The following is a 24,026-nucleotide window of genomic DNA, read 5'->3' as shown; positions in this document are numbered from 1 at the left end:
GGGGAGGGTCGATGGATGTGTCGAGCGCGCGCAGCGAGCTTGCACGACTTCTCGCCGCACTCAAGGAGCGCAGGGGCCTGAGCTATTCAGAGCTAGGCCGAGAGTCGCATATCAGCAGTTCAACCCTGCATCGATACTGCTCCGGAGTAACAGTTCCACCCGATTACCGGACGATTGCCGCAATCGCCACCGCCTGTGAGGCGACTGACCAAGACCTCACCGATCTGCTACGGCACTGGCAGGTGGCCAACGGCAAAATAACCGCGGAGACACCGGTTTCCGCAGCCGAAACTCCGGACCTGTCCTCCGGCTCTCGTCGGCGGCGCCCACGATCACTCGCGGCCGCCGCTGCGATCCTCGTGGCGATCGTGATCCCGTCGAGCACGGCATTCAACGATGCAGACCCCTCAACCCCCGCGCCCGCCGCCGCCCCCGCCGACGCCGTCATCCGATACGACTTCACGCCACGTCGCATACTCGCACCGCGGATGCCCAAGGCAATGCCGGGCGAATCCCGGAAGCCCGATCATGAGGTGGTGGCGCTGGGCAGCGTCGAGCTCGAGATGGCGACGACCCAGACCGCGTACGTGGTATCGGTGATGCGCGCGAGCTCGGCGACCCACCTCTCGCTGTTCGACAACGAGGTCCGGTGCAGGTGGCCCGGCGGGGAGCAGAACTTCGTGACCGGGCAGAACATCCTGACGGAAGGCGCGTCATCGGAGCGGGAGAAGGAAGAGGTCCAGCTCACCACCCGCTTCCTGCTGCATCCCGGTGTGGCCACCAAAGTCGCCTGCACCGCCTACCTCCGCGCCGCCACCCTCAGGGAAGACCTCGACGCGCAGTTCCGGCTGGACAGCGGGCGGATCGAGGTCGCCGACACGTCCGTGGGCAACACGACCACAGGCGCGCCGGCCCAGGGCGCGGTGCCGCAGGGCCTTCTGCACGTGGGACCGGACCCACGCATGATCGCCCGGGAGCCGGTACTCAGGTCCGTCACCTTCGCACCGGGATTCACCCACCTCAGCGTCGTCGCCGACACCCAATACCAGACCTGTTACCCGCAGAAGGGCAAGCACTGCGACACGCTTGACCCGACCGCGTCGAGGGCCACCTTCACGCTGTACGTCACCCAGTGGAAGGGCAACGAGGTCTGCCACAAGAACCGGGCGACCGGGGAACTCCGCGAGATGTCTCACACGGTGCATCGCCACCACGTACCACTGCACCTGCCCGACTTCACCATCCGCGCCGACTGTGACCCCCGGTTCAGCGCCTACGTCATGGTGAAGTGGGTGGACGGGATGGACGGCGCGGTACAGGGCGCCGTGGAAGACCTGACCGACTCACGCGGATCCACCACAATGCACAACGCCGACATGAGCCACATTTTCATGATCCCCCAGAAGGGTTTGCGCTGAGTCTCCGCGGACCCGCTTCACCAGCGCCGGCAAAACGGAGGGATTCGCACACCCGACGCGGTGAAGCCACGCCTTCCGCACAGGCCGCAGGGGCCTCCTTCCCGGGATTCGTCCCATCGTGTCCTGAGTGGACAGTGTCGTCGGCGCGGCGGACGCTGGAGGGCGTGGACAACGGCATCTGGCCAGCGTCCCCGGTCACGCGCGGCAGCGACCTCGGCGCCGAGGTCTGGCTCGGCCCGTCCCAACTCGGGCACGATGCGATCGACGTGAACAACGTCACCGTCACGGTGCGGATGAGCATGGTGGACTGCCTGAACGACTTGAGCCTCCGGACGGCCTGTTGGGGACCGCGGGAACGGCGACAGCGTCGACTACCGCCTCGCTCTGCCCTGACCTCCGGGCCCCTTCCCGGGGGACACGGGGCACTAGCCGTCCGGGTTCTCCCGCTGGCGACCGATCTGCGCCTCGAACATCGGTGCGTTACCCCCGGCGCCGCACCCGAAGCAGTGGAACGTGCCGTAATCCGACGTGGCTGGCCGGTAAGAGTCGGCCTGAGCGGCAACTTACCCGACCTCGATCACCTTGACGTTGGTGATTGCGGCCTGACACGAGGTGCTGGTGTTGCCTTTGAATTTGAGGAAAAGGGTGTCGGTGTACGCCTTGAAGGTACGGAGCACTGCCTTTCGCCAGTGCGCCTTCCCGTCCGCGTCATGTGGCTTGATGTCGGCTGACAGCACGGTTGTTCCGTCTTCGTCGGCGAATTCGACGGTGAAGTCGACGTTCTGGCCGACGCAGTTGCCCCAAGCGTCGGGGCTGTGCTGGAAGCTGAGCCGGTACCAGGCGCCCGGGTCGGGCGTGAGGCGCTGTTGGATACCGCCGCCGGTGAACTCGGGGCCGAGATCCACCGCCTGGTAGCCATTGGGGTGCTGGGCAAAGTCTGCGCTGAGCAGGTCATAGCCGGCGCCGGCCTTCTGCCACGGGGCGGCAGGACCGTTGTTGCGCCACGTGACCCCGGACAACATGGGATCGGTCACGAAGGTCCCGTTCTCCACCAGGTTTTCTCCTGGTGCGGCGGAAGCGGGTGCCGTTTGCACGGTCAACGGGACGGCCAGAAGCATTGCCGTGGCCGCGACGACGATACGACTGCGTATTTTCCTGTGTTCGGTCATGATCGAGTGGTAGGTTCCCGCGCCATCACTTAAACGGTTTTCGGTTGCTCTTCCCCTCTGTGTGTGAACGGCTTCGCCCAAAAGTGGTTCGGGAACCCGAATGTCGGCGAGTAAGTCCTCGGCGTCTGAAGCGGCCAGGAACCCGGCGCTCCGAGCGCGCGGATTGTGCTCAACGTGGACACGCGGAAATTGAGGTGCCAAGACAGGCCGAGCATCCCTACCGTCGTCCCCATGCACCAAGAGTCCGCGCTGCTGAACGTCATTGATGTGGAAGCCACCTGCTGGGACGGGCAGCCGCCGGCCGGCTCGGTGAACGAGATCATCGAGATTGGTCTCACCGTCGTGGATGTGTCGGCGGGGCGCCGTGTGTCCCGGCATCGTGTCTTGATCCGGCCTGTCCGGTCGACGGTGAGCGACTTCTGCACCGAACTGACCGGACTGACGCAAGCCGAGGTGGAGCGGGGCGTCTCGTTCGGCGAGGCATGCCGGATCCTCGTCGAGGAGTACGGGGCTGGGGAGCGACCCTGGACGAGTTGGGGCGAGTACGACCGTCGGCAATTCGCGCGGCAGAGTCACGCTGACGGGGTGGCCTACCCGTTCGGCTATCCGACTGAGCGCACCCACACCAACGCCAAGGCCGTGTTCGCCGCGGCCTATGGGCTGCGCAAGAAACCCGGCATGGATCGCGCTCTGCAGATCGCCGGACTGCCGTTGGAGGGACGCCATCACCGCGGCGAGGACGACGCGTGGAACATCGCCGCACTCGTCCTTGATCTTGTGGGCCGTGGGGCATGGCCGGTCACGGCCACAATCACCTGAGCAGGCTGTGAGCCTGCCCCGCTGTGACGGAGAGGCTGATATTGCCCCGGTTCTCCGGACATCCCTTGGAAAGCCGCAACTTTCGTGACCGACGTTGCATGGCGCGCTTCGCGTCCGGGTGTTCAGGTGGTTGTCCAGGGTAGCCGTATCGCTTCGATCTCGGAGTCGCTCACCAACGCGTCGACCAGCACCTGCGAGCCGACGACCTTGGTGGCCCACAGGTCATACCTCTGCACGAACTCGCGTGATCGCGTGGACGACACGCGTGACTGGACGGACGACACGCGCATTCCAGGGGGCGCCGTCGTCCACGCTCCCGACGGCAACCTCGTCGGCCTGATCCACAACTCCCACTTCAAAGCCGAGTAGCCCACTCAGCCGATGTCCAGCACCGCTTTGCCGTGGAGGCGCCGTTCGAGCAGGGCCGTGACCGCCTCGCCGTAGGAGGTCCACGGCGCCCGCATGCTGATCCCGGGGTCGAGGCGGCCCGCGGCGATCTCGGCGGCGAGCCAGGTCAGGTCCGCGGAGAAGTCTTCGGCCGGGTCGGCGAGCAGGAAGTAGGTGCGGATCGACCGGTCGTGCCGTCCCTCGGTCGGTGTCAACGCTGCGGCGGGGAAGACCGAATCCGCTCCGGACGACCGGCCGACGCTCACCACCGTCCCGCCCGCCTCGACGGCGGCGAACGCGTCCACGAGCTGCTGTCCTCCGAGGTTCTCCAACACCGCGGCCACCGGGCGCTCCACGTGGGCGGGGTCGGCGTGGACCTCGTGCGCTCCCAGCGCCCGCAGGCCGTCCTCCAGCGCGGGATTCCCGCTGATCGCGACGACCTCGGCGCCCGCGCGAGCCGCGAGCTGGATCGCGTAACGGCCGACACCGCCGGAGGCGCCGGTGATCATCACCCGGCGGCCGAGCAGCTGTCCCATGCGGCGCAACACCTGCAACGCGGTCAGCCCGGCGACCGGGATGGTGCTCACCGCGCCGAGGTCGGCGCCGTCCGGCACGACGCCGAGCCGCTTGGCCGGGACCGCCCGCAGCTCCGCCCATCCGGCGGTCTCGCCGAGCGTGACCACCCTGGTCCCGGCCGCGGGACCGGAACCGTCGGCCGCCGGCTCGATCACGACGCCTGCCGCGTCCCAGCCGATCAGGGATCCGTCCGGAGTGGACGGATCGATCGCGCCCTTGACCTCGCCGTAGTTGAGGGAAACCGCCTCCACCCGGACCAGCGCCTCGCCGGGCGCGGGTTCCGGATCGGCCACGTCGGCCTGGGACAGATGGGCTTTCGCGGTGTGGTCCACGACTAGTGCGCGCACGGTCCGATCTCCTCCGGTCAAAGTGCCACAGTGTGGCGTTTGCTCCATTGAAGCATATGCTCGCTCGGGGCGGGTCGGCTAGACTTCGGTCCATGACGACCTCCGGGGAGCCCGCGACGCTGCGCGAGCGCAAGAAGCTGCGTACTCGCCAAGCCCTGGCGGAGACGGCGATCGTCCTGTTCGGCGAATACGGTTTCGACGCCACCCCGCTCGACGCGCTACTCGAAGCGGTGGAGGTGTCGAGGCGGACCTTCTTCCGCAACTACCGCTCGAAGGAGGACGTCGCCCTCACCGCCGTCAAGCAGCTCTGGAGCGATTTCCTGATCACACTGGACGAAACCGGGAAGTCCGGGTCCCTTGTGGACGTTTTCCGGGACGCGCTGCTGACCACGTTGGCCCGTATGGACGACGACTGGTACGAGCGCTTCCCCGCCACGCTCAGGTTGATCGACCAGTCTGCCTCGCTGAACGGCCATTCGCTGCGGCACTGCGCGGAGATCCAGACCGAGGTCGCGCACCGGCTCGGCGATCCGCGCGACCTCGAACTGCGCATGCTCATCGAATTCTGTGTGGCCACCTGGCGGTGCGCGCTGGACGAATGGCTGCCCGACTGCGCTCCCGGCGAGCTGCCGGGCCACGTGCGGCGCGCGTTCTCCGCCATGAACGACAGCTTGCTGCTGCGAGCCTGAGGCCCCCGCTCAGCGCACGAGGCCGGATTCCCAGGCCCACACGGCGATTTCCGTCCGGTTGCGCGCGGCGATCTTGCGCTGGATCGAGGCGAGGTGGGTCTTCACCGTCGACAGGGAGATCGTCAGCTCGTCGGTGATCTCGGCGTTCGTCCGGCCGCGCGCGATGGCCTTGGCCACGTCGAGTTCGCGCTGGGTCAGCGCGGGCTCGGCACGGCGGGCGCGGCGCCGGGCCGAGGTGGCGGTGAAATGGGCCAGCAGCCGCGTGGTGATCGACGGTGAGACCAGCGCTTCACCGTTCGCGGCCGCGTGCACCGCCTCCACCAGCAGTCCGGGACCGGCGTCCTTCAGGAGAAATCCGCAGGCGCCGGCGCACAACGCCTCGTGGACCAGCTCGTCGAGGTCGAAAGTCGTGACGACCAGGACGCGCAACGGGTCTTCGACATCGGGGCCCGCCAGCCGCCGCGTGGCGGCGAGACCGTCGACGAGCGGCATACGGATGTCCATCAGCGTGACGTCCGGCCGCAACCGCTGGGCCAGCCGGACCGCCTGCTCGCCGTTCTCCGCCTCGCCGACCACTTCCAGCCCGGGCACTCGTTCCAGGATCAACCGGAAACCCGTGCGTACCAAGGCCTGGTCGTCGGCCAGCAGGACTCGCACCGTCACCGCGCGGCTCCTCCTTCCGGCGCCGCGGCGGCCGAAACGCCACCCGGCAAAGGCAATTCGGCGAGCACTCGCCAGCCGCGCTCGCCAGCCGCCCCGGCGGTCAGCGTGCCGTCGAGCGCCCCGATCCGCTCGGCCATCCCGATCAGGCCGTAGCCGCCGGGCGACCGGCGCACCCGGCCTGGCCGGAGACCGTCGTTGGCGACCTCGACCCGGAGGTACCGGCGGCCGTCCACCGGCTCGACCAGCACGGTGACGCTGCGGGCGTCGGGCGCGTGCCTGCGCGCGTTGTTCAGCGACTCGAGGACGACGCGGTGGACGGTGGACACCGTTTCCGGCGCGACCGCGAGTTCGGCGAGTCCGTCCGCCAGCCGCACCGTGACGCCCTCGTCGTCGCCGACCGCCGCTTCGATGGTCTCCACCAACCCGCCGGCGGTGACCTGCGACGCGAGTTCGGGGCTGCGCAGCATCATGACGAGCCGCCGCACCGCGCCGAGGGCTTCCGCGCCCGCTTGCTCGATCTCCTTGATCAGCTCCTGTTCCGGCCCGTCCGCGAGGATGACGCCGGCGGCTTGCGTACGGACCACGACCCCGGTGATGTGGTGCGCCACCAGATCGTGCAGTTCCCTGGCGAGGGCGAGCCGCTCCCGGTCGCGGGCCGCGGCCAGCGCCGCCTCACGACGGGCTTCGCCGTCCCGCAGCATCAGCCCGACGATGACACTGCACCCCCACAGCAGCGCCCAGACCACCGCGATGGACAGCGTCGTGAACGTGTCGGTGAAGCGCAGGACCGGAGCCGCGGCCATGGTCAGCCCCCCGAGCACCGCGAGCACGGCGGCGTGACCGCGCGGCAGCCGGTGGCACGCCGCCCCGACCAGGACAGCCAGCGCCAGCGCCTCGGCGTCACCGCTCGGCGCCGCGGCAGGTTCGAACAGGAAACCGACCGCGCTGCAAGCCAGCGAAAGGACGATCCCCGACGCGGTCAGCGTCGCCGTCCGCGCCGGGAAACGGCGCCGCAGCAACGCCAACGCCCCGAGCACCAGACCGGCCGCGAAGTAGAGGATCTCACCTGCCGGAGCCGGGCCGTCCAGGATCAGGCGGCGCACCAGCTGTTCGATGTTGAGCCCGGCCAGCACCACGATCTCGGCGATCACCAGACCGCGGACCGGAGGCGGAGTGGCGGTCGGAAGCACGCTGCCGTCCTTCCTCGTTCGCTGGTCCGGTGATCATCATGCCTCAGCGATGACGGGGACGCCGGATGCGCCGGCGTCCCCGGTGTTTCATCGTGGTTCGGCCGCGCACGCCAGGTCGTGCTTCGGGCGCTGACCCGTCAGCAGGAACGTGGTCGCCGCCGTGTCGGCGCATTTGTTGCCGACGTAGGGATAGACGCCGTGCCCGCCCGCGTCGACGGTGACCATGCTGGCCCGGTCGCCGAACGCGCGCCGCAGTTTCTCGGCACCGGCCAGCGGGGTCGCCGGGTCACGCTGGTTCTGCAGCATCAGCACGGTGGACGGGCCCCGGTCACCGACGCGCACGGGCGGATCGGCGGGCGCGGACCAGAACGCGCACGGCTGGACGTTGGCTCCGGCGGCGCCGAACATCGGATGCCGGAGCCGGTCGATCGCGACGGTGCGCTGATAGGTGCCCACCGAGCCGGGCCAGCGGGAGTCGTTGCAGATCATGTAGTAGCGGCCGGAAACCAGGTTCTCCACGCCGGGCACTTCGCCGGGGCCCAGCGGAGGGAGCGGCTGGTCCTTGTCGAGCGCCTGCCAGATCTTGGCCACGAGCGGCATTCCCGCGTCACTGAAAAGGAAGCCGTACGTCAGCATCCGGAACGTCGGGCCGTCGATGTCCCGCACGGGCGCCTTGTCCAGCCGCGCGGCGAGGTCGAAGAACTTCGCGGTGACCTGCTCGGGCGTGCTGCCCAGACCGTAGGTCGCCGAGCCGGCCGCGGCGAACTTGGCGAAGTCCGGGAAACGGTCGTCGAAGCCCTGGGCGTACAGCCGGTCGTTCGCGTAGTCCCAGCCGTCCGGGCCCACGTTGCTGTCGAGCATGATCCGGTCGCCGCGCTGCGGGTACAGCGTCGTGTACACGGCGCCGAGGTGGGTGCCCCACGAGTACCCGGCGAAGGAGATCTTCTTCTCTCCCAGCGCGGCCCGGATGCTGTCCATGTCCCGCGCGGTGTTCGCCGTGCTGACGTGCGGCAGCATCCACGCCGACTTCGAGGTGGCGCACTGCCGGGCGATGGCCTTCGACTGCTCGGCCCGCTTCGCCACGTCGGCGGCGTCGCGCGCATACGGCGGGACGTTGCCCACCGCGCTCTGCTCGGGCGTCAGGTCACAGGTCACCGGCGTGCTGTGCGCCATCCCGCGCGGGTCGAACCCGATCAGGTCGTAGCTGTCGAGGACGGCCTGCGGCAGCTTCGCCGTCCTCAGGTCGGCGGGGAACTTCAGCCCGGCCGACGGACCACCTGGATTGGTGAGCAGCACGCCGCGACGCTGTCCCGGGTTCTTGCTGGCCAGCCGGGAGATCGCGATGTCGATCCGCTTGCCGCCAGGGTCGTCGTAGTCGAGTGGGACCTTGATCGTCGAACATTCCAGGCCGGGTGCCGCGGCGTCGGCCGGACACGGCCCCCACTTCACTGTCTGCGGCGACACCTCCGGTGCCGCCCCGGCCGGTGCCGCCGCTGCGGCGGCCGCCGCCAGGATGGCGATCGCGAGCGCGATGGACCACGTCTTTCTCATCCGAGACCCCTCTTCCGATCTGTTGGCGAATCCCCATCCTGTTCACCGGGCGGTGAACGCACATCGAGCGCGCGAATGGTTCCTTCATCGCCTTTGGTCGGCCAAAAGGACTAGCCCGAAGGAGCATGGGGCGAGCGAGGAGGCGGGGCGCCGGTACCGAGTGGGTCGAGCGGGTCGTGAGTGGTAAGTGACGTTAGAACGCCACTTACCACTCACGACCCGCTCGCGCTCAGAGCATCGCGTTCACGCCTGTGAGATCCCGGCCGATGAGCAGTTTCTGCACCTGGCTGGTGCCGCGGCCTCACTCGCGTGGTACTTCGCGATGGACGCGTCGGTCGCGTAATCCTTGGGAGACACCGGAATCGGCGATCCGCGCGACGTGATGGGTGAGCGTGCAGATGGTGCGTGCCTTCACTTTCGAGCTCGAAGGTTCGCCCAAACCGGCCTGTGCGGCGGAATCGGTGACGCGCTACTACTTGTGACACCCGTCGTGTGTGGCGGCCCGCCAGGTCAGGAAGAGACGGTGTCGAGCAGCCGGTTGAACCGCAGTCTCGTGGCGCGTTCGACGGCGGAAAGCACCCCGGCGACGGTCAGGACGATGTTCCCCCACGTCGGCAGATCGACCGGCGAGACGAACCTGCCGACGTGCTCGGCGACGGCCGGGACCCGGGTGACAGCCTCGGCACCGTGCATGAGGCTGATGACGAGCGCCGTCAGGAGAACAAGGAGGCTCACCACACCGACAAGGGCGCTCGTACGCGGAAACCGCCGGCCGAATCGCGCCCGCAGTCCTTCCTGCGAACGATCGTGCGGCCGCAGCGCGCGTTCGGTGCCGTCGTCGGCGACGAAGTGGATCCGTTTCATCCCGAACGCGCTGGTGGCGACCTCGATGACGCCGCCGGGCACCGGAAACGACGTCGGCAGATTGGACCGATGGACCTGGGCATCGTCCCGGTACAGCGCGGCGGGACTCTTCCCGGACGCGTCTTCGTGCTGCTTCCGGGTTTTCGCCTCGGCCAGGTGCCGGACATCGACCGCGTACACCTGCGTTTCCCCGGACGGCGTCACGAGATCGAGGAAGAGCACCGAGCGGGAAAACAGTTGCCAGAGCCGGTATTCGGGGAGCGCGCTCCCGTCGCCGGGCCTGACTTTCCCGAGCTGCCATTGTCGTTTGAGGTTCTTCATGGTCCTTTCTCTTCCTGTTGGAGCAGGGCGTTCAGCCGCCGCAGGACGTCCAGTTGGGCCGGGTTGTAGAGCTCCGCCAAGCCCCTGACGACCATCGGCGCGGCCAGCGCCGCCTGCGTCGTCGCGTCCACCAGTGACGGCTGCGCCTCGATCTGACCGCGCGCGACCGGCAGGAGTTCCTCGGCGACTCGCCGCCTCGTGACTTCGTCGGCGTCGGCCGGTAGCGCGTCCAACTCCGCTTGTGCCGGAGAGCGCGGCACCGCGTGCAGCTCCCGCACCGCCTCCATGGCCTTGGCGTCCAGCACGCGCGAGAAGACCATCAGCATCGAACGCTCCACTTCGGACAGATCGGCGACGTCCCCGTCGAAGCCCGGCGGGAGGTCGACGAGGCTGCGGCGCTCCAGGATCAACGCCAGTTCCTTCCGCATCCGCTGCTGCCGTTCGATGCTCGCCTTCAGTTCGGCGTCCAGCGCGCGTAGCGTCCGCTCCGCGTTCCCCTCCGACTCCTCCATCGCCTCGATGTCGGACAGCGGCACCCCCAGATCGACGAGCCGCCGGATCCGCAGCAGCCGGATCAGATGCATGACGCGGTACCGCTTGTACCCGTTCGCCCCGCGTTCGGGCTCGTCGAGCAGGCCGATCCGGTGGTAGTAGCGGACGGTCTTCAGGGTCGTGCCGGCCAGGTCCGCCAGCTCACGTGTGCTCCAAGCCATCTCCCGAAGTGGACACCATGCCCCTGGGGCACAGTCAAGGAAGATCAGCGGATGGCGCCCGCGGCGAACGTCTTTCTTGACCATGCCCCGAGGACACGGTCTCTACTCGAAACGGACAGACGCCCGACGCGCCACCCGAGGGGGAACCATGCGGAGAGCCTTGACCATCGTTGTCGCCGCGGCCACGGCCGCGGTGATGTTCGCACCACCAGGACTCGCTCAGACCGGCCTGGAGTGGGGCGATTGTCCCGCCGACGTCGCCAAGCACGGCCTGCGATGCACCACCATCGAAGTCCCGCTCGATTACCGGGACCCGGACGGGCAGCGGATCCGGCTCGCGGTCTCCCGCCTGGCGAGCAAGAACCCCGACAAGCGCCGGGGCGTGCTCCTGACCAATCCCGGCGGTCCCGGCGGCAGTGGCCTCGACTTCCCGGGCGGGCTCGTCGACCTCAAACTGCCGCAAAGTGTCCTGGACAGCTACGACATCATCGGCTTCGACCCGCGTGGGGTCGGCCGAAGCACCCCGGTCACCTGCGACCTGACCACCGAACAGCAGTACAGGGGCAACATCCCGCCCTACGCGCGCAACGCGGCCGACGTGCTGACGCAGGCCCGGAACGCGAAGACCGTCGCCGGGCAGTGCGCCGAGTCCAAGACGGCGAACCTGCTCCCCCACGTGTCGACCGCGGCCACCGCCCGCGACATGGACCGGATCCGCGAGGCGCTGCACGAGGACAAGCTCTCCTTCCTCGGCTACTCCTACGGCACCCATCTCGGCGCGGTCTACACCACGTTGTTCCCCGACCGCGGCGACCGGATCGTGCTCGACAGCAACCTGGCCCCGGGTGGCCTGGACCGGACGGGCAGCAGGCTGTTCGGTCCGGGCATGGAGAAGCGATTCCCGGACTTCGCCAAGTTCGCCGCGGCGCGTCCCGAGTACGACCTGGGCACCACCCCGGAAGCGGTGACCGCGAAGTACTTCGATCTCGCCGCCCGCCTGGACAAGACGCCGGTGCAAGGCTACGACGGCAATCTGTTCCGGCTGGCGACCTTCGGCTCCCTGTACCGCGACAGCCGGATGCCCGCGCTGGCCGAGATCTGGAAGGCGCTCGACACGAACCAGCCGCCACCCCCGGCGGCCGAGGCGCAGCCGAATCTGGAGAACGCGGTGGCCGGCCACCTCTACGTCATCTGCAACGACTCCCGCTGGCCGAAGTCGGTGGGCAGCTACCTGCACGACGTCGCCGTCGACCGGAAGCACTACCCGATGTTCGGCGCGTCCGGGGCCAACATCCGCCCGTGTGCCTTCTGGCGCTCCGAGCCCGCCGAACCGCCCGTGCGGGTCGGCGACCAAGGCCCGTCGAACGTGCTGCTGGCACAGAACACCCGCGACCCGGCGACGCCGCAGGCGGGCGCCGCGCAGATGCGGCGCGCCCTCGGTGACCGGGCGCGGATGGTCACCGCCGACCAGGGTGGCCACGGTGCCTACCTGATCGGCGCGAACAAGTGCGCCAACGACACGGTCACCGCGTTCCTCACCACGGGCGAGCGTCCCCAGGACGATCGCGTCTGCGCGGCGGAACCGGCCCGGCACCCTCCTGTGGGGGCCAGCCATTCGAGCGAACCGGTGACGTATGACGCGGTGTCACTGGTCCCGTCGCCCCTCCCGTAAGACCATCGGAAGGCGCCCACTTCCCGTGGGCGGTGTCCAGAACGGGGAGAACAGTGCGGAACGACCTGCTGATCGTCGAGGATCTGCTCTTGCTGCTGCTCGACGACGAGACCGGGACGCCCGCGGCGGCGGGCACGCTGCCGTACACCCTCGGCGGTGCCGTGCTCGCCGAACTCGCGCTGCTCGGCAGGGTCGAGACGGGGAAGCCGTCCGCGTTGAACGGTCCCGAAATCATCGCGGTGGGTGACGGGCCTCTGCCCGATCCGGTGCTCCAGGCCGCGTACGACCGGATCGCCGGAAAATCCCAGCGCGTACAGCCGCTGCTGCTCGCGATCGGCGGAGACCTCTGGAAGACACTGACTGACAGGCTGATCGAACGCGGCCTCATCCGGCGCGAGAAGAAGCGGGTGCTCGGCCTGTTCCCCGTGACACGCCTGCCCGCGGCCGACACGCGGCACGAAGCGGAACTCCGGGACGAGATCCGTGCCGTGCTGGTGGAGGACAAGACTCCCGACGCGCGCACCGCCGCGGTGACCGCTCTGCTGTCCGCGAGCGGTGCGTTGCCCACGCTCCGGCCGCCCCTCGCGTGGTCGGCGAAGGTCTACAAGCGCGCGAAGGACATCGAGAACGGCAACTGGGGTGCCGAGGCCGTCAACGCCGCCGTGGTGCGGACGGCCGCGGCGATCGCCGTGTCCACGGCCGTCGTGGCGGTCACCGCCACCACCGCCGCGACGTAGCCGGGAGCCGGGTCAGCGCACCAGACGGCCGCCCGGATCGCGGCGTGGAGAATCTCCAGTGCGCGGCGCACAGGAGGCCCTGAACTCTCCTGGCCTCTACGGATCAGTAACATCTGGAGGTACTTCGTCACCGATTTGGGGATCTATCCCGTGCTTTATACTACTGGCAACCGCTTAGTTTGTCTCGGTGATTCGTTCACCGAGGGTGTCGGCGACGAGGACCCGTCGTCCCCCAACGGCGTCCGCGGCTGGGCCGACCGCGTCGCGGGCACGCTCGCGGCGAACCACGAGGACTTCCGCTACGCCAACCTCGCGATCCGCGGCAAGCTCCTCGGTCAGGTCCTCACGGAGCAGCTGGACCCGGCGCTCGCGCTGAACCCGGATCTCGTGACGCTCTACGCCGGCGGCAACGACCTGATGCGGCCGAAGGTCGACATCGACGCCCTCATCGAGGACTACGACGACGCGGTCGGCAAGGTGGTCGCCACCGGGGCGCGGGTCATCCTGTTCACCGGTGTCGACGGGGTCGAAGACGCGTTGTTCCGCAGGATCCGGGGCCGCGTCGCGATCTACAACGAGCACGTCCGCGGGATCGCCGCGCGCCATGGAGCGCTGCTGGTGGACATGTGGGCGATGCGTCAGTTGCGGGACAGGCGGCTGTGGGCGCCGGATCGTCTGCACCTGAACTCGTTGGGGCACAACGAGATCGCCATCGCCGTCCTCGACGCGCTCGGCGAGCCGCACAAGCTGACGCCCGCCACGCTCGGGCCGCGGCCGTCGCTGAGCCCGCAGGCGCGTCGAACCGAAAACCTCCAGTGGGGCAAGGAACACGCCGTCCCGTGGATCAAACGCAGGCTGCGCGGCGAGTCCTCGGGCGACGCGCTCATGCCGAAGCGGCCGACGATGGACCCCTACACCTGACGCGGCCGAAGCCCGTCGAAGAGGATGCAGATCGTCCGGGCCCGGAACTCGGGTCCGGCATGCTCCGCCGCCTTCGCGGTTCCGATGATGACCGCGATCAGTTCTTCGACGCCGAGGTCCTTGCGGACGTCGCCGGTGTCCTGTGCCCGGCGGAGCAGCACTCCAAGCGCGTCCTTCAGCCGGACACCGATGACCGACCCCGCCGACGGCACGCTGACGCCGGCCGCCGACAGGGCTTCGAAGTAGGCGTTCTTGGCGCCGGACATCTCGATCCAGCCGGTCAGGAAGCCGAAGAATGCGGCGCCCGGGTCGGACGAGTCGGCGGCCACCGTGGCCTCCGCTTCGTCGACGAAGCGGTGCAGGCGCGCGAAGAGCACCGCTTCCAGCAGGGCTTCTTTCGTCGGAAAGTGCCGAAACACCGTACCGACGCCGACGCCTGCTTCGCGGGCGACCTCTTCGGTGGGCGCACTGGTGCCTTTGGCCGTGAAGACGCGCTCCGCGGCCTCCAACACCCGTGTGCGGTTACGGCGGGCATCGGCTCGGAGCGGTTTCTCGTCCGTCACAGCGGGGATCCTAGACCCGTTGTCGAGCGCCTAGTCGGGCATCTCGTCCAACACGCGCGCCAGGGCCTTCGGGACGCCGGTGCGCCAGCCGCCGCCCATGATCCGGCGCGACATCCGTTGGAAGTCGTCGTCCGGATCGAAGCCCTCGTGACTGAGGAACAACCGGGTCCCATCGCCCTCCGGCACGAGCCGCCAGGTGACCGTCCACTCCGGACCCCAGCTGATGCTGAGCAGCCGCTCCGGCTCCACGGCCAGCACCTCGCAGGCGACCGGGCCGCCCGCGAAACCCGCGGCGGGAACGGGATCCGCCAGTAGCTCGAACCGATGTCCCACAACGGGTTTGATGTCGTTCGGCATCCGAAGCCAGCGTTCCAGCAGATGGGGTTCGGTCAGCGCGCGCCACACCTTGCGCGGGGGATGCGCCAGGAACTGGTCGACGTGAACGGCCGTCGGATCGTCGTCGTTCAGAAGTCCTCCTCGTCCAGCAGGTCGCGCAGGTTCCCCAGCTTGCCGCGCCAGTACCGCTCGTAGGGCGAAAGCCAGTCGGAGACCTCTCGCAGCGGCACGGCGTCCAGAGAGTAGACGCGATTGCGGCCCTTCCTCTCTTCCCGGACGAGCCCGGCCTCACGGAGCACCCGAAGGTGTTCCGACAGGCTCGGCCGCCGCATGTCGAACCGTTCGGCGATCTCCCCCGCCGCCCGCGGACCGTCGAGGAGGATTCCCAGCACTTCGCGCCGGGCCGGATTGGCGAGCGCGGCGAAGACGTCGTCGTTGACCGGCACTAGCGCGGCCAGTTCCCGTAGCCCGAAGCTTCGAGCAGCCCCATCGCGTTGCCGTCAGGATCTTTCAGTGACGTCACTCGCCCCCACGGCATCTCCTCCGCGTCGCCGACTTCGACGCCTTGGGCGCGGAGCTCCGCGATGTCGGCGTCGACGTCCGTGGTGGTCAGCTGGAAATGCACCCGCGTGTCGTGATCCAGCCCGCCGACCGCGCGATCGACGAGGACGAGCCCGGTGTCCGCCCCTTTGGGGCCGACCATGACGAACGGACCGTGCGGGCCGCTGACGTCGACGATCAAGTCGAAGCCGAGCTTGCCGAGGTAGAAGTCCCGCGCCTCGGTCAGATCGGAGACCGGCACGGTGAGGAACTGGATGCGGTCGATGTTCATGGGCCGACCATACGTAGGAGATTTCCTACATGTCAACTTCCGACGGCCGTACTACCTCGACATAGATCGAGGTCCAGGGTTCGTGACCAGCGCCGCAACGGCTTGAGTTCGCCTATGGACGAACTTTTAGCGTCGTCGTCATGAGCACAGAAACCACCACGCAGGCCCCCATCCGCCTCGCCGTCATCATCGGCAGCGTCCGGCACGAACGCTTCGCCGACGCCATCACCGGCTGGCTGCTGACCGAACTCGCCACGATCGACGGCGTGGAGGTCGATCCGATCGACCTCGCCGACATCGACCTCCCGTTGCAGGGAACGCGGCCCGGCGGCACCGAGACGGTGATCAGCGACAGGCTGCGCGACGCGGACGCCTTCCTCGTCGTCACCCCCGAGTACAACCACAGCTTCCCCGCGGCGCTGAAGAACGCGATCGACTGGCACTTCACCGAATGGGCGTACAAGCCCGTCGCGTTCGTCGGCTACGGCGCGGGATCGGGCGGCATCCGGGCGATCGAGCAACTGCGGTTGATCTTCCCCGAACTGCGCGCCACCACCATCCGCGACGCGGTCCTGCTGAACGCTCCGTGGACCCGCCTCGGCCCGAACGGTTACGAAGGAACCGAAGGCGAACGCGGCGCGCTGGCCGCCACGATGACCGAGTTGGGCTGGTGGGCCCGCACCCTGCACGCCGGACGCGTCGCGGCTCAGGTGAGTGCGTCATGAACCGCCTGACCGGACGGGAGCTGCGCATCGCGGCGGTGATCGCGCTCGGCGGGCTGATGGCCGTTCTCGACACCACGATCGTCGCCGTCGCGCTGCCGCGGTTCATGTCCACCTTCTCCGCGTCGCTCACCACGATCCAGTGGATCGCGACCGGCTACGCGCTCGGCATGGTCGCGGCGATGCCGCTCGCGGCGACTTTCGCACAACGGTGGGGAGCGCGCCGGGTGTACCTGGCCGCGCTGCTCGTGTTCGCGGTGGCGTCCGTGGCCGCCGGAGCGGCCGGTGATCTGGGCTGGCTGATCGCCGCACGGGTCGCGCAAGGTCTCGCGGGCGGACTGATCAACCCCTTGGGGATGACCATCGGCTTCGGCGCGGTGGCCCCGGAACGCCGGAGCCGGATGACCACGATCACCGGACTTCCCTTGCTGATCGGGCCGATCCTCGGCCCGATGCTCGGCGGGATCCTGCTCGACGGGCTGTCTTGGCGGGCGCTGTTCTTCATCACCGTTCCGCCCGCCCTGCTCGCCGTCGCGGGGGTGCTCCGCTGGGTGCCCGCCGACGTCCCGTCGGCCGAACGCACTCCGATCGACGTCGCCGGCGGTCTGCTGCTCGTCCCCGGTGTCGTCGCGGTGGCGTACGGATTCAGCGAAGAAACGGCCGGTTTCGAGTTCCGGGTGGCGATCGTCGCCGTCGGGCTGGCGCTCATGGCGGTGTTCACGCGCCGTTCGTGGCGTCATCGCGCACCGCTGCTGAACGTCCGGCTCCTGCGCGACCGGACGTTCGGGCGCAACGCCGCCATCCTCGTCCTGTACGCCGGACCGTACTTCGGTTCGATGCTGCTGATGCCCGCCTACATCCAGGTGATCCGCGGCGACTCGGCCCTGATCAGCGCGGCGATGATGGTTCCGGGCACGATCGGGATGGGCATCGCCATCCAGTTCGCCGCCCGCCTTCTGGAACGCTTCGGCCCGCGGATCGTCGTCGGGACCGGGCTGAGCCTGGCGGTCGCCTCGACCGCGCTGACCGTCCTCGTCCTCGCGCCGGACACGTCGTACACGGTGCTGGCGATCTTGGGCGTGGTCCAAGGCGCGGGCACCGGAGCGATCATGATGCCCACCATCGTGAGCGCGGGCCGCGACCTGCGGGGGCCGGATCTCGCGTCCGGTTCCGCGATCCTCCCGCTGGCCAGCACCATCGCGAGCGCGGTCGGCACCGCGGCGGTGAGCGCGGTGTTCACCGGGCTGATCGCGGGTGCCACCGGAGGACGGGGGCTCGCCGCGGTGGACGGTTCGCCGGCGCTCACCGGGGAGATCGTCGACGCGTATCGTCTGACCCTCGTCGGCGTGCTCGCGGTCATGGTGCTCGCCCTGGTGGTCAGGCTGCGGACCCGGCCGACCATCCCGACAGCGGAACCCACGACGGTACGGAGCGCGGCATGACGACAACGACACTCGGTGCACACCTGACCATCGGCGAGGTCGCGAGCAAGGCCGGGGTCTCGGCCAACGCCGTCCGGTACTACGAGCGCTATCGCGTCATCACCGCCGAGCGCACCGCGGGCAACGCACGCCGCTTCACGGTCGACGCCATCTGCCGGATCCGGCTCGCGGTCGCCGCCCAGCGGGTCGGGCTCAGCCTCGCCGAAAGCGCGGAGATCCTGGCCGAGATCCCGCCGATGTCCCCCGATCTCGAGCAGTGGTCGCGCGCCGGGCAACGGCTCATCGACGCCGGACAGGCCCGCATCGCCGAACTCGCCTCGGTGGTCGACGAGTACCGGACGCTCGAGTTCCTCAGGAGCTGAACGGTGCGTCCGCGGGATTCGTCCAGCGGAACACCGGGCGGTTCTCCAGACCGGGGTAGGCGACGGCCATACCCCGGTCCGGGGACATCGACCACAGCCGCGCGTCCGGCGACGCGGCATGCTTCGCCCAGTCCGGCGACCAGCCGGGGACGTAGCGCTCGTAGATACGACGGATCCGGGCGAGGTCCTTGACTTCCAGCCTCGCGGGGCCGCTCGTCCGCACTTGCCGGACGTCGTCGGGCGGATCGAAGGTCGCGACCATGACGGCGACTTCGCGATGGTCGCGAGCCGCGGCCAGGAACGGTGACGGCAGGCCGTCCGACACCGGGGTGTGGAACCAGAACCTGCCCTCCTCGGCCACGAACCACATCATCGCCAGCGCCGGATTCCCCCGGTCGGTGGTGGTGGCGACACTGGCAGGCAGGCGCGGCTCGTCTAGAAGCTCTCGTACCGCGAGAATCGGTCGGTCCATGAAGCCAGCCTGCAACCTCGACCGCGATCGAGGTCCAGCGCCCGAACACCGGGTTGCGCGTGAAGGCCTCCTTCCCTCGGCTGAGCCGAGGGAAGGAGGCCTTCACGCGCAATCGAGTAGGTGACGCTCAGCGCTGCGGCGGCGGACCACCCTGCGGACCGCCGAACGGACCCTGCTGCGGGAACGGCCCGCTGCCCGGCCCCTGCGACGGCGGTCCCTGGTACGGACCGCCCTGCGGACCAGCGGGCGGCTGCGGCTGCGGCAGCCGCGAAGGCGGCGGGGCCTGCGGAGGCTCCGGAGCGGCCTCCGGTTCGGGAGCCGGAGCGGCCTTCGGGACCTGACGCGGAGCGGGCGGCTCCTGCCGCGGCGTGGCGACACCCAGCGCCGGAACTTCCTTGCGCGCCACGGCTTCCGCGGCCGCGACGGCCTCGGCGACCTTCGGGTCGCTGGAGGTGTCGAACCAGCCCTGGACCTCTTCGTCCTCCAGGTCCGGCTTCTCGACGGGGTCTTCCTTCGGCGGCTCGTAGCGGAACACGCCGTCGTCGCCGGGGGCGCCGAGCGCGCGGGCGAAGCCTTCCAGGGCCTTGCCGTAGTCGCTCGGGATCATCCAGACCTTGTTCGCGTCGCCCTGCGCCATCTGCGGCAGGGTCTGCAGGTACTGGTACGCCAGGACCTCGGGCGTCGGGCGCCCGGCCTTGATCGCCGCGAAGACCTTCTCGATGGCCTTCGCCTGGCCCTGCGCCTGCAGGTACCGGGCGGCACGTTCACCCTGCGCCCGCAGGATCCGCGACTGCCGCTCGGCCTCCGCGCTCAGGATCGCGGCCTGCTTGGCACCTTCGGCCGCGAGGATCTGGCTCTGCTTCTGACCTTCCGCGGTCTTGATCGCCGATTCCCGCTGACCTTCGGCGGTCAGGATCATCGCGCGCTTCTCACGGTCGGCGCGCATCTGCTTCTCCATCGAATCCTGGATGGAGGGCGGCGGATCGATCGCCTTCAGTTCGACACGGGCGACACGGATGCCCCAGCGGCCGGTGGCTTCGTCGAGCACGCCGCGCAGCTGGCTGTTGATCGAGTCACGCGAGGTCAGCGTCTGCTCGAGGCTCATGCCACCGACGACGTTACGCAGTGTCGTGGTGGTCAGCTGCTCGACACCGACGATGTAGTTCGAGATCTCGTAGACCGCGGCCCGCGAGTCGGTGACCTGGAAGTACACGACCGTGTCGATGGACACGGTCAGGTTGTCCTCGGTGATCACGGGCTGGGGCGGGAAGGAGACGACCTGCTCGCGGAGGTCGATCCGCGCCCGCACCTTGTCCAGGAAGGGCACCAGAAACGTCAGGCCGGGAGAAGCCACCGTCCGGAACCGGCCCAGCCGTTCGATCACGGCTGACTGCGCCTGTGGCACCACCATGATCGCCTTGACCACGACGACGACCACGAACAACGCGAGCAGTCCGACGACGATGAACACCACTGTCTCTGACAACTACCTTCCCCTTACGTAGAAACCTGTTGCGGTGCGGCCGTCCGGCTCACAACTCGGCCGAGACGACCGCCGTGGCGCCCGAGATCTCGACGACCGTCACCGATGTCCCCGGGGCGATCGGTTCCCCTTCGGCCATGCATCGTGCCGACCAGACGTCGCCCGCCAGCTTCACCTGGCCCGCTTCGACGTCCACTGTGGACACTACTACCGCTCGCGCGCCGATCAGCGCGTCGGTGTTGGTCTTGATGTCCGGCCCCGAGAGGAACCGGCGCTTGAGGGTCGGCCGGACGAGCGCGAGCATCCCGACCGAGACGACGGCGAACACCGCGACGTCGATGAACGGGTTGCCGGTCAAGGCGGCCGAGCCCGCCCCGAACAGCGCCCCGACACCGACCATGAGCAGGAACAGATCACCCGAGAGCAGCTCGGCGATGATCAAGAGGATGCCGGCGATCAGCCAGATGAGAGCGCCTGTCATGCGTTCATGCTCCCAGATCGCGTCGATTCATACCGAGGAAGCGAAACCGACGTGACCGACGCGTGACCTTGAGTGACCTCGCGCAAATCGGTCATTCAGGACTCTTCGCCGGGGTCGGAGACGAAGTCGATGAGCCGTTCCACCGCTCCGATCAGCGGTGTTTCCAAATCCCGGTAGCTGCCGACGGCCGCCAGGATCCGCTGCCAGCCCTCCCACGGCTCGCCCCAGCCCAGCGCGTCGCACACGCCCTCTTTCCACTCCGTGCCGCGCGGGATCTTCGGCCAGGCTCGGATACCGACCACCGACGGCTTCACGGCCTCCCAGATGTCGATGTACGGATGCCCGGTGATCAGCACGTTCTCGTCGCGGATCGCGTCGACGATCCGGGACTCCTTGCTGCCCGCGACCAGGTGGTCGACCAGCACGCCGAGCCGCCGTCCTGGGCCGGTGCCGAACTCGTCGATACGGTCGGACAGCACGTCCACACCATCGAGTGGTTCCACGACCACGCCTTCGACGCGCAGATCGTGTCCCCAGACCCGCTCCACGAGTTCGGCGTCGTGCTTGCCCTCCACCCAGATCCGCGAATCGCGCGCGACCCGGGCCTTGAGTCCCTGGACCTGCACCGACCCGGACGCGGAGATCCGGCGGACCGGGGTCTTCGGAGCGGCCTTCGCCGGCACCAGCGTGACCGGTTTGCCTTCGAGCAGGAAACCCGCGGGGTTGAGCGGGAACACGCGGTGCTTGCCGTGGCGGTCTTCGAGGACGACGTTGCCGTACTCGATCTTCACCACGGCACCGCAGTAGCCGCTGGCGGGGTCTTCGACCACGAGCCCCGGTTCCGCGGGCACCTCGGGGATCTTCCGCTTGCGCGGACCGGACAGCACGTCGTCGTACGAATGGGAGCGCACGGCGCCCGACGCTAGCGGCGCCCGGGGGCGGCGTCTCCCCGCCACGCCGGTCAGTCGGCCATCCGCAGCATCGTTTCGACGAACGGGGTCCGCTCGCCCCGCTCCAGCGGGCGCATCACGAACAGCGGCGCGAGCGCGACGCACCACGCGCGTACCCGTTCGGCGTCGAAACCCGGCAGATACGGCGCGATCGCGTCGAAACCGTCTTCGAGCGTTCCGCCGTCGCGCATCGGCAACGTGACCCAGTCGGCCAGATCGAACCACGGATCACCGACACTCGGCCGCGGATCGATCGCGACCGCACCCTTCCCGGACCCGCCGTCGAGGACGTTGCCCGGATGCAGATCGCCGTGCACGATCGCGTGCCCTCCCCCGCCGGTCGCCAGCGCGAGCGCCCGCCGCCTCGCCCGATCGAGGGTCTTCAGCGAAAGCGTGGCTTCCGCCACCGAACCGCGCAGCCCACGCTCGGCCAGGTCGTACATGAAGACGACACGGTCTTCCAGCGTCGAGAACTCCGGCGGCGGGGTCACCGCGTGGATCTGGACCAGCAGATCGCCGACCTCGGCCCACGGGACGTTCGCCCCCGCCTCCAGCAGCTGCGTGCCCGGGTCGATGCCTTCCAGCAGGATCGCCCCGTCGGCGAGTGCGGTGTCCAGCACCTGCACGACGCGCGAGCAGCCGTCCCACGCCCGCAGCGCGGCGGCCTCCGACGCGGCGATCGCGTGATCCGGCGTCAGCTTGAGGACCTTCTTGGCTCCGTCGTTCCCGGCACAGATCAGGGTCCGCCCGGTGTTACCCGGTTTCGCGTCGACGACGGTGAGCCCCCACCGTGCCGCCAGCCGCGCCACGAGAGCGGGCACTTCGTCGCACCACGCCGCGACCTCCGCCCCGAACCGCGTGACCAGACGCGCACGCGCCTCGTCGTCGATCAGAACAACGGCCACGGGATGGCACGCCAGTCGTCGCCCGGCTCCGGGAAGACAGCCTCGGCCAGCAGCAGTTCGGTGCGCTCGGCCAGCGCGCGGATCTCGAACCCGGTGAGATGCTCACCGAGCGCGTCACCGAGTTCGCCGTCCAGCTTCTCGCGCAGGCCACGCAGCTTGCCGATCTCGTCGTCGGTCAGCCGCTCGCCGATCCAGCCCCAGAGCACCGTCCGCAGCTTCGGGTCGGTGTGCAGGCAGATCCCGTGGTCCACGCCGTAGACGCGGCCGTCGGCGCCGGCGAGCACGTGCCCGCCCTTGCGGTCGGTGTTGTTGACCACGATGTCGAGTACGGCCAGTTCCCGCATCCCCTGCCGGTTCGCGTGCGCGAGCACCGCGGGTTCGCCGTCGCGATCGTGCGCGTGCAGCACGACGCGCCAATCGTCCGGCACGCTGTCCGGGGACCGGACGTCGACCAGTTCCTCGTCGGTGGTCTCGATCCACAGCTGCACCATGCCGGGCCCGAACGGACCGTCGCGCAGCACCGTCGGCGGGATCGCGCCGAGCCCGGAGGCGTCGGCGATCATCGCCGTCGCGACCTCACGGCCGGCGAGCGTCCCGTCCGGGAAGTCCCACAGCGGCCGCTCACCGGAAACCGGCTTGTACACGACGTTGCCGGTGACGCCGTCGAGCTCGATCGTGCAGAACAGCGTGACGTTGGAGGCGTCGACGAGCCTGCCTTCGACGTCGATCTTGCCGCGCGTCACCAGGTCCCGCGAAGTCTCCGTCACCTCGTCAGTCCTCGAGAACGTCGACGTCGCGCCGGTACCCGTTCTGCCGCGGGCAGATGTGGCCCGCCGGATCGAGCGGTTCCGCGCACAGCGGGCACGGTTTGCGGCCGGCGTTGACCACCCGGTCCGCCCGTTCCGCGAAGGCGCGCGCCGCACCGGGGCTCAGGAAGACGCGGACGGCGTCCGGCCCCTCTTCGGTGTCGTCCAGAACGACCGTTTCGTCCACCTCGCCTTCCGTCATGGCGAGCAGTTCGATGACGACGGCGCTGCTGTCGGCGTCCCAGCCGAGCCCCATCGTGCCGACGCGGAACTCCTCCTCGACCGGGACGGTCAGGGGGTCGACGTCGAGGAGCTCGTCGGGCGCGTCGTCCGGTACGTCCGCGCCGAACCGGCTGGCGACCTCTTCCAGCAGCGAGCTGAGCCTCTCGGCCAAGACCACGACCTGCTGCTTTTCGATCGTCACACTGATCGTGCGGACGTCCTCGGACGCCTGGAGGTAGAACGTGCGGTCGCCGGGCTCACCGACGGTTCCTGCGACGAACCGGTCGGGCTGGCGGAAGACGTGGATTACGCGAGACATGGCACCTTTGACCCTAGGCCACGGCCCCATGATCGGCATCCGCCGCCCCACGGTTCAGCCCAGGGCGAAACCGCTGCGCCCCGAGCCGTCATAG

27 protein-coding genes are annotated in these 24,026 nt (G+C 69.1%); 9 read left to right on the top strand and 18 right to left on the bottom strand.

Translation table 11 applies throughout. The annotated features are described in order from the left end of the window. Nucleotides 1–11: 11 nt before the first annotated feature. Nucleotides 12–1,418, top strand: coding sequence for a helix-turn-helix domain-containing protein (locus AB8M46_RS19350; RefSeq protein WP_394361028.1), 1,407 nt, complete (start codon nucleotides 12–14; stop codon nucleotides 1,416–1,418). 563 nt (nucleotides 1,419–1,981) lie between these two features. Here AB8M46_RS19350 and AB8M46_RS19345 read toward each other — a convergent pair. Next, nucleotides 1,982–2,587, bottom strand: coding sequence for a hypothetical protein (locus AB8M46_RS19345; protein ID WP_394361027.1), 606 nt, complete (start codon nucleotides 2,585–2,587; stop codon nucleotides 1,982–1,984). 231 nt (nucleotides 2,588–2,818) lie between these two features. Here AB8M46_RS19345 and AB8M46_RS19340 point away from each other — a divergent pair, with 231 nt between their 5' ends. Continuing rightward, nucleotides 2,819–3,406 carry an exonuclease domain-containing protein gene (locus AB8M46_RS19340; protein ID WP_394361026.1) on the top strand — a complete coding sequence of 196 codons (588 nt, stop codon included), beginning with the start codon at nucleotides 2,819–2,821 and terminating at the stop codon, nucleotides 3,404–3,406. A 374-nt stretch (nucleotides 3,407–3,780) separates the two neighbouring features. On the opposite strand, the gene AB8M46_RS19335 is transcribed toward AB8M46_RS19340, so the two are convergent. Then, nucleotides 3,781–4,716, bottom strand: coding sequence for a zinc-binding dehydrogenase (locus AB8M46_RS19335; protein ID WP_394361025.1), 936 nt, complete (start codon nucleotides 4,714–4,716; stop codon nucleotides 3,781–3,783). Between the two features lie 92 nt (nucleotides 4,717–4,808). Between AB8M46_RS19335 and AB8M46_RS19330 the strand changes: the two genes are divergently transcribed. Beyond that, on the top strand, nucleotides 4,809–5,405 hold the full coding sequence (locus AB8M46_RS19330; protein WP_394361024.1) for a TetR family transcriptional regulator: 597 nt from the start codon (nucleotides 4,809–4,811) through the stop codon (nucleotides 5,403–5,405). Between the two features lie 9 nt (nucleotides 5,406–5,414). Here AB8M46_RS19330 and AB8M46_RS19325 read toward each other — a convergent pair whose 3' ends face one another. The 5 genes from AB8M46_RS19325 to AB8M46_RS19305 form a co-directional block, all read right to left on the bottom strand. Further along, on the bottom strand, nucleotides 5,415–6,068 hold the full coding sequence (locus AB8M46_RS19325; protein ID WP_037337741.1) for a response regulator transcription factor: 654 nt from the start codon (nucleotides 6,066–6,068) through the stop codon (nucleotides 5,415–5,417). Beyond that, nucleotides 6,065–7,258, bottom strand: a complete 1,194-nt coding sequence (locus AB8M46_RS19320; protein WP_394361023.1) for a sensor histidine kinase — start codon at nucleotides 7,256–7,258, stop codon at nucleotides 6,065–6,067. The genes AB8M46_RS19325 and AB8M46_RS19320 overlap by 4 nt, the downstream gene beginning before the upstream one ends. 87 nt (nucleotides 7,259–7,345) lie before the next feature. Continuing rightward, nucleotides 7,346–8,809, bottom strand: a complete 1,464-nt coding sequence (locus AB8M46_RS19315) for an alpha/beta hydrolase (protein ID WP_394361022.1) — start codon at nucleotides 8,807–8,809, stop codon at nucleotides 7,346–7,348. A gap of 510 nt (nucleotides 8,810–9,319) precedes the next feature. Next, entirely contained in the window at nucleotides 9,320–9,994 is a 675-nt protein-coding gene (locus tag AB8M46_RS19310; protein WP_394361021.1) for a hypothetical protein, read from the bottom strand. Further along, on the bottom strand, nucleotides 9,991–10,707 hold the full coding sequence (locus AB8M46_RS19305; protein WP_394361020.1) for a MerR family transcriptional regulator: 717 nt from the start codon (nucleotides 10,705–10,707) through the stop codon (nucleotides 9,991–9,993). Before AB8M46_RS19305 ends, AB8M46_RS19310 begins: the two co-directional genes overlap by 4 nt. A gap of 148 nt (nucleotides 10,708–10,855) precedes the next feature. On the opposite strand from AB8M46_RS19305, the gene AB8M46_RS19300 reads away from it, so the two are divergent. The 3 genes from AB8M46_RS19300 (at nucleotide 10,856) to AB8M46_RS19290 (ending at nucleotide 14,037) form a co-directional block, all read left to right on the top strand. Continuing rightward, complete coding sequence (locus AB8M46_RS19300; protein WP_394361019.1) at nucleotides 10,856–12,379, top strand: alpha/beta hydrolase; 1,524 nt, start codon at nucleotides 10,856–10,858, stop codon at nucleotides 12,377–12,379. Nucleotides 12,380–12,432: 53 nt separating this feature from the next. Then, on the top strand, nucleotides 12,433–13,116 hold the full coding sequence (locus AB8M46_RS19295) for a GPP34 family phosphoprotein (protein ID WP_037337707.1): 684 nt from the start codon (nucleotides 12,433–12,435) through the stop codon (nucleotides 13,114–13,116). Between the two features lie 150 nt (nucleotides 13,117–13,266). After that, entirely contained in the window at nucleotides 13,267–14,037 is a 771-nt protein-coding gene (locus tag AB8M46_RS19290; protein WP_394361018.1) for an SGNH/GDSL hydrolase family protein, read from the top strand. On the opposite strand, the gene AB8M46_RS19285 is transcribed toward AB8M46_RS19290, so the two are convergent. From AB8M46_RS19285 to AB8M46_RS19270, 4 genes are read right to left on the bottom strand one after another with little or no spacing between them, the layout of a single operon-like run. Continuing rightward, a complete protein-coding gene (locus AB8M46_RS19285; RefSeq protein WP_350597319.1) occupies nucleotides 14,028–14,600 on the bottom strand; it encodes a TetR/AcrR family transcriptional regulator in 573 nt (190 codons plus the stop codon). The genes AB8M46_RS19290 and AB8M46_RS19285 overlap by 10 nt on opposite strands. A gap of 30 nt (nucleotides 14,601–14,630) precedes the next feature. After that, entirely contained in the window at nucleotides 14,631–15,068 is a 438-nt protein-coding gene (locus tag AB8M46_RS19280) for an SRPBCC domain-containing protein (protein WP_378428945.1), read from the bottom strand. Next, nucleotides 15,065–15,382, bottom strand: a complete 318-nt coding sequence (locus tag AB8M46_RS19275) for a metalloregulator ArsR/SmtB family transcription factor (protein WP_378428937.1) — start codon at nucleotides 15,380–15,382, stop codon at nucleotides 15,065–15,067. The genes AB8M46_RS19280 and AB8M46_RS19275 overlap by 4 nt, the downstream gene beginning before the upstream one ends. Next, the gene (locus AB8M46_RS19270) at nucleotides 15,382–15,768 is read right to left on the bottom strand and encodes a VOC family protein (protein ID WP_378428936.1); all 387 of its coding nucleotides are present in this window, start codon (nucleotides 15,766–15,768) and stop codon (nucleotides 15,382–15,384) included. The genes AB8M46_RS19275 and AB8M46_RS19270 overlap by 1 nt, the downstream gene beginning before the upstream one ends. Before the next feature lie 140 nt (nucleotides 15,769–15,908). Here AB8M46_RS19270 and AB8M46_RS19265 point away from each other — a divergent pair, with 140 nt between their 5' ends. The 3 genes from AB8M46_RS19265 to AB8M46_RS19255 are packed head-to-tail and all read left to right on the top strand — an operon-like array spanning nucleotide 15,909 to nucleotide 18,294. Continuing rightward, nucleotides 15,909–16,493, top strand: coding sequence for an NADPH-dependent FMN reductase (locus tag AB8M46_RS19265; RefSeq protein WP_394361017.1), 585 nt, complete (start codon nucleotides 15,909–15,911; stop codon nucleotides 16,491–16,493). Continuing rightward, entirely contained in the window at nucleotides 16,490–17,932 is a 1,443-nt protein-coding gene (locus AB8M46_RS19260) for a DHA2 family efflux MFS transporter permease subunit (protein ID WP_394361016.1), read from the top strand. Before AB8M46_RS19265 ends, AB8M46_RS19260 begins: the two co-directional genes overlap by 4 nt. Continuing rightward, on the top strand, nucleotides 17,929–18,294 hold the full coding sequence (locus AB8M46_RS19255; RefSeq protein ID WP_125734100.1) for a MerR family transcriptional regulator: 366 nt from the start codon (nucleotides 17,929–17,931) through the stop codon (nucleotides 18,292–18,294). The genes AB8M46_RS19260 and AB8M46_RS19255 overlap by 4 nt, the downstream gene beginning before the upstream one ends. Here the strand turns inward: AB8M46_RS19255 and AB8M46_RS19250 are convergent. The 7 genes from AB8M46_RS19250 to AB8M46_RS19220 all read right to left on the bottom strand — a co-directional run bounded on the left by AB8M46_RS19250 (nucleotide 18,284) and on the right by AB8M46_RS19220 (nucleotide 23,932). Next, the gene (locus AB8M46_RS19250) at nucleotides 18,284–18,766 is read right to left on the bottom strand and encodes a pyridoxamine 5'-phosphate oxidase family protein (protein ID WP_394361015.1); all 483 of its coding nucleotides are present in this window, start codon (nucleotides 18,764–18,766) and stop codon (nucleotides 18,284–18,286) included. The two genes, AB8M46_RS19255 and AB8M46_RS19250, sit on opposite strands and share 11 nt — an antisense overlap. Nucleotides 18,767–18,893: 127 nt before the next feature. After that, nucleotides 18,894–20,240 (bottom strand): SPFH domain-containing protein, encoded by a 1,347-nt coding sequence (locus AB8M46_RS19245; protein WP_016334240.1) that lies wholly within the window; start codon nucleotides 20,238–20,240, stop codon nucleotides 18,894–18,896. A 58-nt stretch (nucleotides 20,241–20,298) separates the two neighbouring features. After that, a complete protein-coding gene (locus AB8M46_RS19240; RefSeq protein ID WP_037337679.1) occupies nucleotides 20,299–20,730 on the bottom strand; it encodes an NfeD family protein in 432 nt (143 codons plus the stop codon). Between the two features lie 95 nt (nucleotides 20,731–20,825). Continuing rightward, on the bottom strand, nucleotides 20,826–21,641 hold the full coding sequence (locus tag AB8M46_RS19235; RefSeq protein ID WP_037337677.1) for a DUF3097 domain-containing protein: 816 nt from the start codon (nucleotides 21,639–21,641) through the stop codon (nucleotides 20,826–20,828). A 50-nt stretch (nucleotides 21,642–21,691) separates the two neighbouring features. Continuing rightward, entirely contained in the window at nucleotides 21,692–22,585 is an 894-nt protein-coding gene (locus AB8M46_RS19230; RefSeq protein ID WP_394361014.1) for an aminoglycoside phosphotransferase family protein, read from the bottom strand. After that, nucleotides 22,570–23,352 (bottom strand): SCO1664 family protein, encoded by a 783-nt coding sequence (locus AB8M46_RS19225; protein WP_037337671.1) that lies wholly within the window; start codon nucleotides 23,350–23,352, stop codon nucleotides 22,570–22,572. Before AB8M46_RS19225 ends, AB8M46_RS19230 begins: the two co-directional genes overlap by 16 nt. 4 nt (nucleotides 23,353–23,356) lie before the next feature. Continuing rightward, nucleotides 23,357–23,932, bottom strand: coding sequence for a DUF3090 domain-containing protein (locus AB8M46_RS19220; RefSeq protein ID WP_037312366.1), 576 nt, complete (start codon nucleotides 23,930–23,932; stop codon nucleotides 23,357–23,359). Nucleotides 23,933–24,026: the final 94 nt, after the last annotated feature.

It is taken from the genome of Amycolatopsis sp. SB7-3, assembly GCF_041021335.1.
In the GTDB taxonomy this organism is placed as follows: Bacteria; Actinomycetota; Actinomycetes; order Mycobacteriales; family Pseudonocardiaceae; genus Amycolatopsis; species Amycolatopsis japonica.
The sequence above is the reverse complement of the archived record's forward strand: the minus strand, read 5'-3'. Positions and strand labels throughout refer to the sequence as shown.

What these genes read in the sequence shown, in the direction of transcription:
- AB8M46_RS19350 (WP_394361028.1), top strand. Translation starts at nt 12, where the DNA reads ATGGATGTGTCGAGCGCGCGCAGCGAGCTTGCACGACTTCTCGCCGCA.
- AB8M46_RS19345 (WP_394361027.1), bottom strand. Translation starts at nt 2,587, where the DNA reads ATGACCGAACACAGGAAAATACGCAGTCGTATCGTCGTCGCGGCCACG.
- AB8M46_RS19340 (WP_394361026.1), top strand. Translation starts at nt 2,819, where the DNA reads ATGCACCAAGAGTCCGCGCTGCTGAACGTCATTGATGTGGAAGCCACC.
- AB8M46_RS19330 (WP_394361024.1), top strand. Translation starts at nt 4,809, where the DNA reads ATGACGACCTCCGGGGAGCCCGCGACGCTGCGCGAGCGCAAGAAGCTG.
- AB8M46_RS19315 (WP_394361022.1), bottom strand. Translation starts at nt 8,809, where the DNA reads ATGAGAAAGACGTGGTCCATCGCGCTCGCGATCGCCATCCTGGCGGCG.
- AB8M46_RS19310 (WP_394361021.1), bottom strand. Translation starts at nt 9,994, where the DNA reads ATGAAGAACCTCAAACGACAATGGCAGCTCGGGAAAGTCAGGCCCGGC.
- AB8M46_RS19305 (WP_394361020.1), bottom strand. Translation starts at nt 10,707, where the DNA reads ATGGCTTGGAGCACACGTGAGCTGGCGGACCTGGCCGGCACGACCCTG.
- AB8M46_RS19300 (WP_394361019.1), top strand. Translation starts at nt 10,856, where the DNA reads ATGCGGAGAGCCTTGACCATCGTTGTCGCCGCGGCCACGGCCGCGGTG.
- AB8M46_RS19270 (WP_378428936.1), bottom strand. Translation starts at nt 15,768, where the DNA reads ATGAACATCGACCGCATCCAGTTCCTCACCGTGCCGGTCTCCGATCTG.
- AB8M46_RS19265 (WP_394361017.1), top strand. Translation starts at nt 15,909, where the DNA reads ATGAGCACAGAAACCACCACGCAGGCCCCCATCCGCCTCGCCGTCATC.
- AB8M46_RS19260 (WP_394361016.1), top strand. Translation starts at nt 16,490, where the DNA reads ATGAACCGCCTGACCGGACGGGAGCTGCGCATCGCGGCGGTGATCGCG.
- AB8M46_RS19255 (WP_125734100.1), top strand. Translation starts at nt 17,929, where the DNA reads ATGACGACAACGACACTCGGTGCACACCTGACCATCGGCGAGGTCGCG.
- AB8M46_RS19250 (WP_394361015.1), bottom strand. Translation starts at nt 18,766, where the DNA reads ATGGACCGACCGATTCTCGCGGTACGAGAGCTTCTAGACGAGCCGCGC.
- AB8M46_RS19240 (WP_037337679.1), bottom strand. Translation starts at nt 20,730, where the DNA reads ATGACAGGCGCTCTCATCTGGCTGATCGCCGGCATCCTCTTGATCATC.
- AB8M46_RS19220 (WP_037312366.1), bottom strand. Translation starts at nt 23,932, where the DNA reads ATGTCTCGCGTAATCCACGTCTTCCGCCAGCCCGACCGGTTCGTCGCA.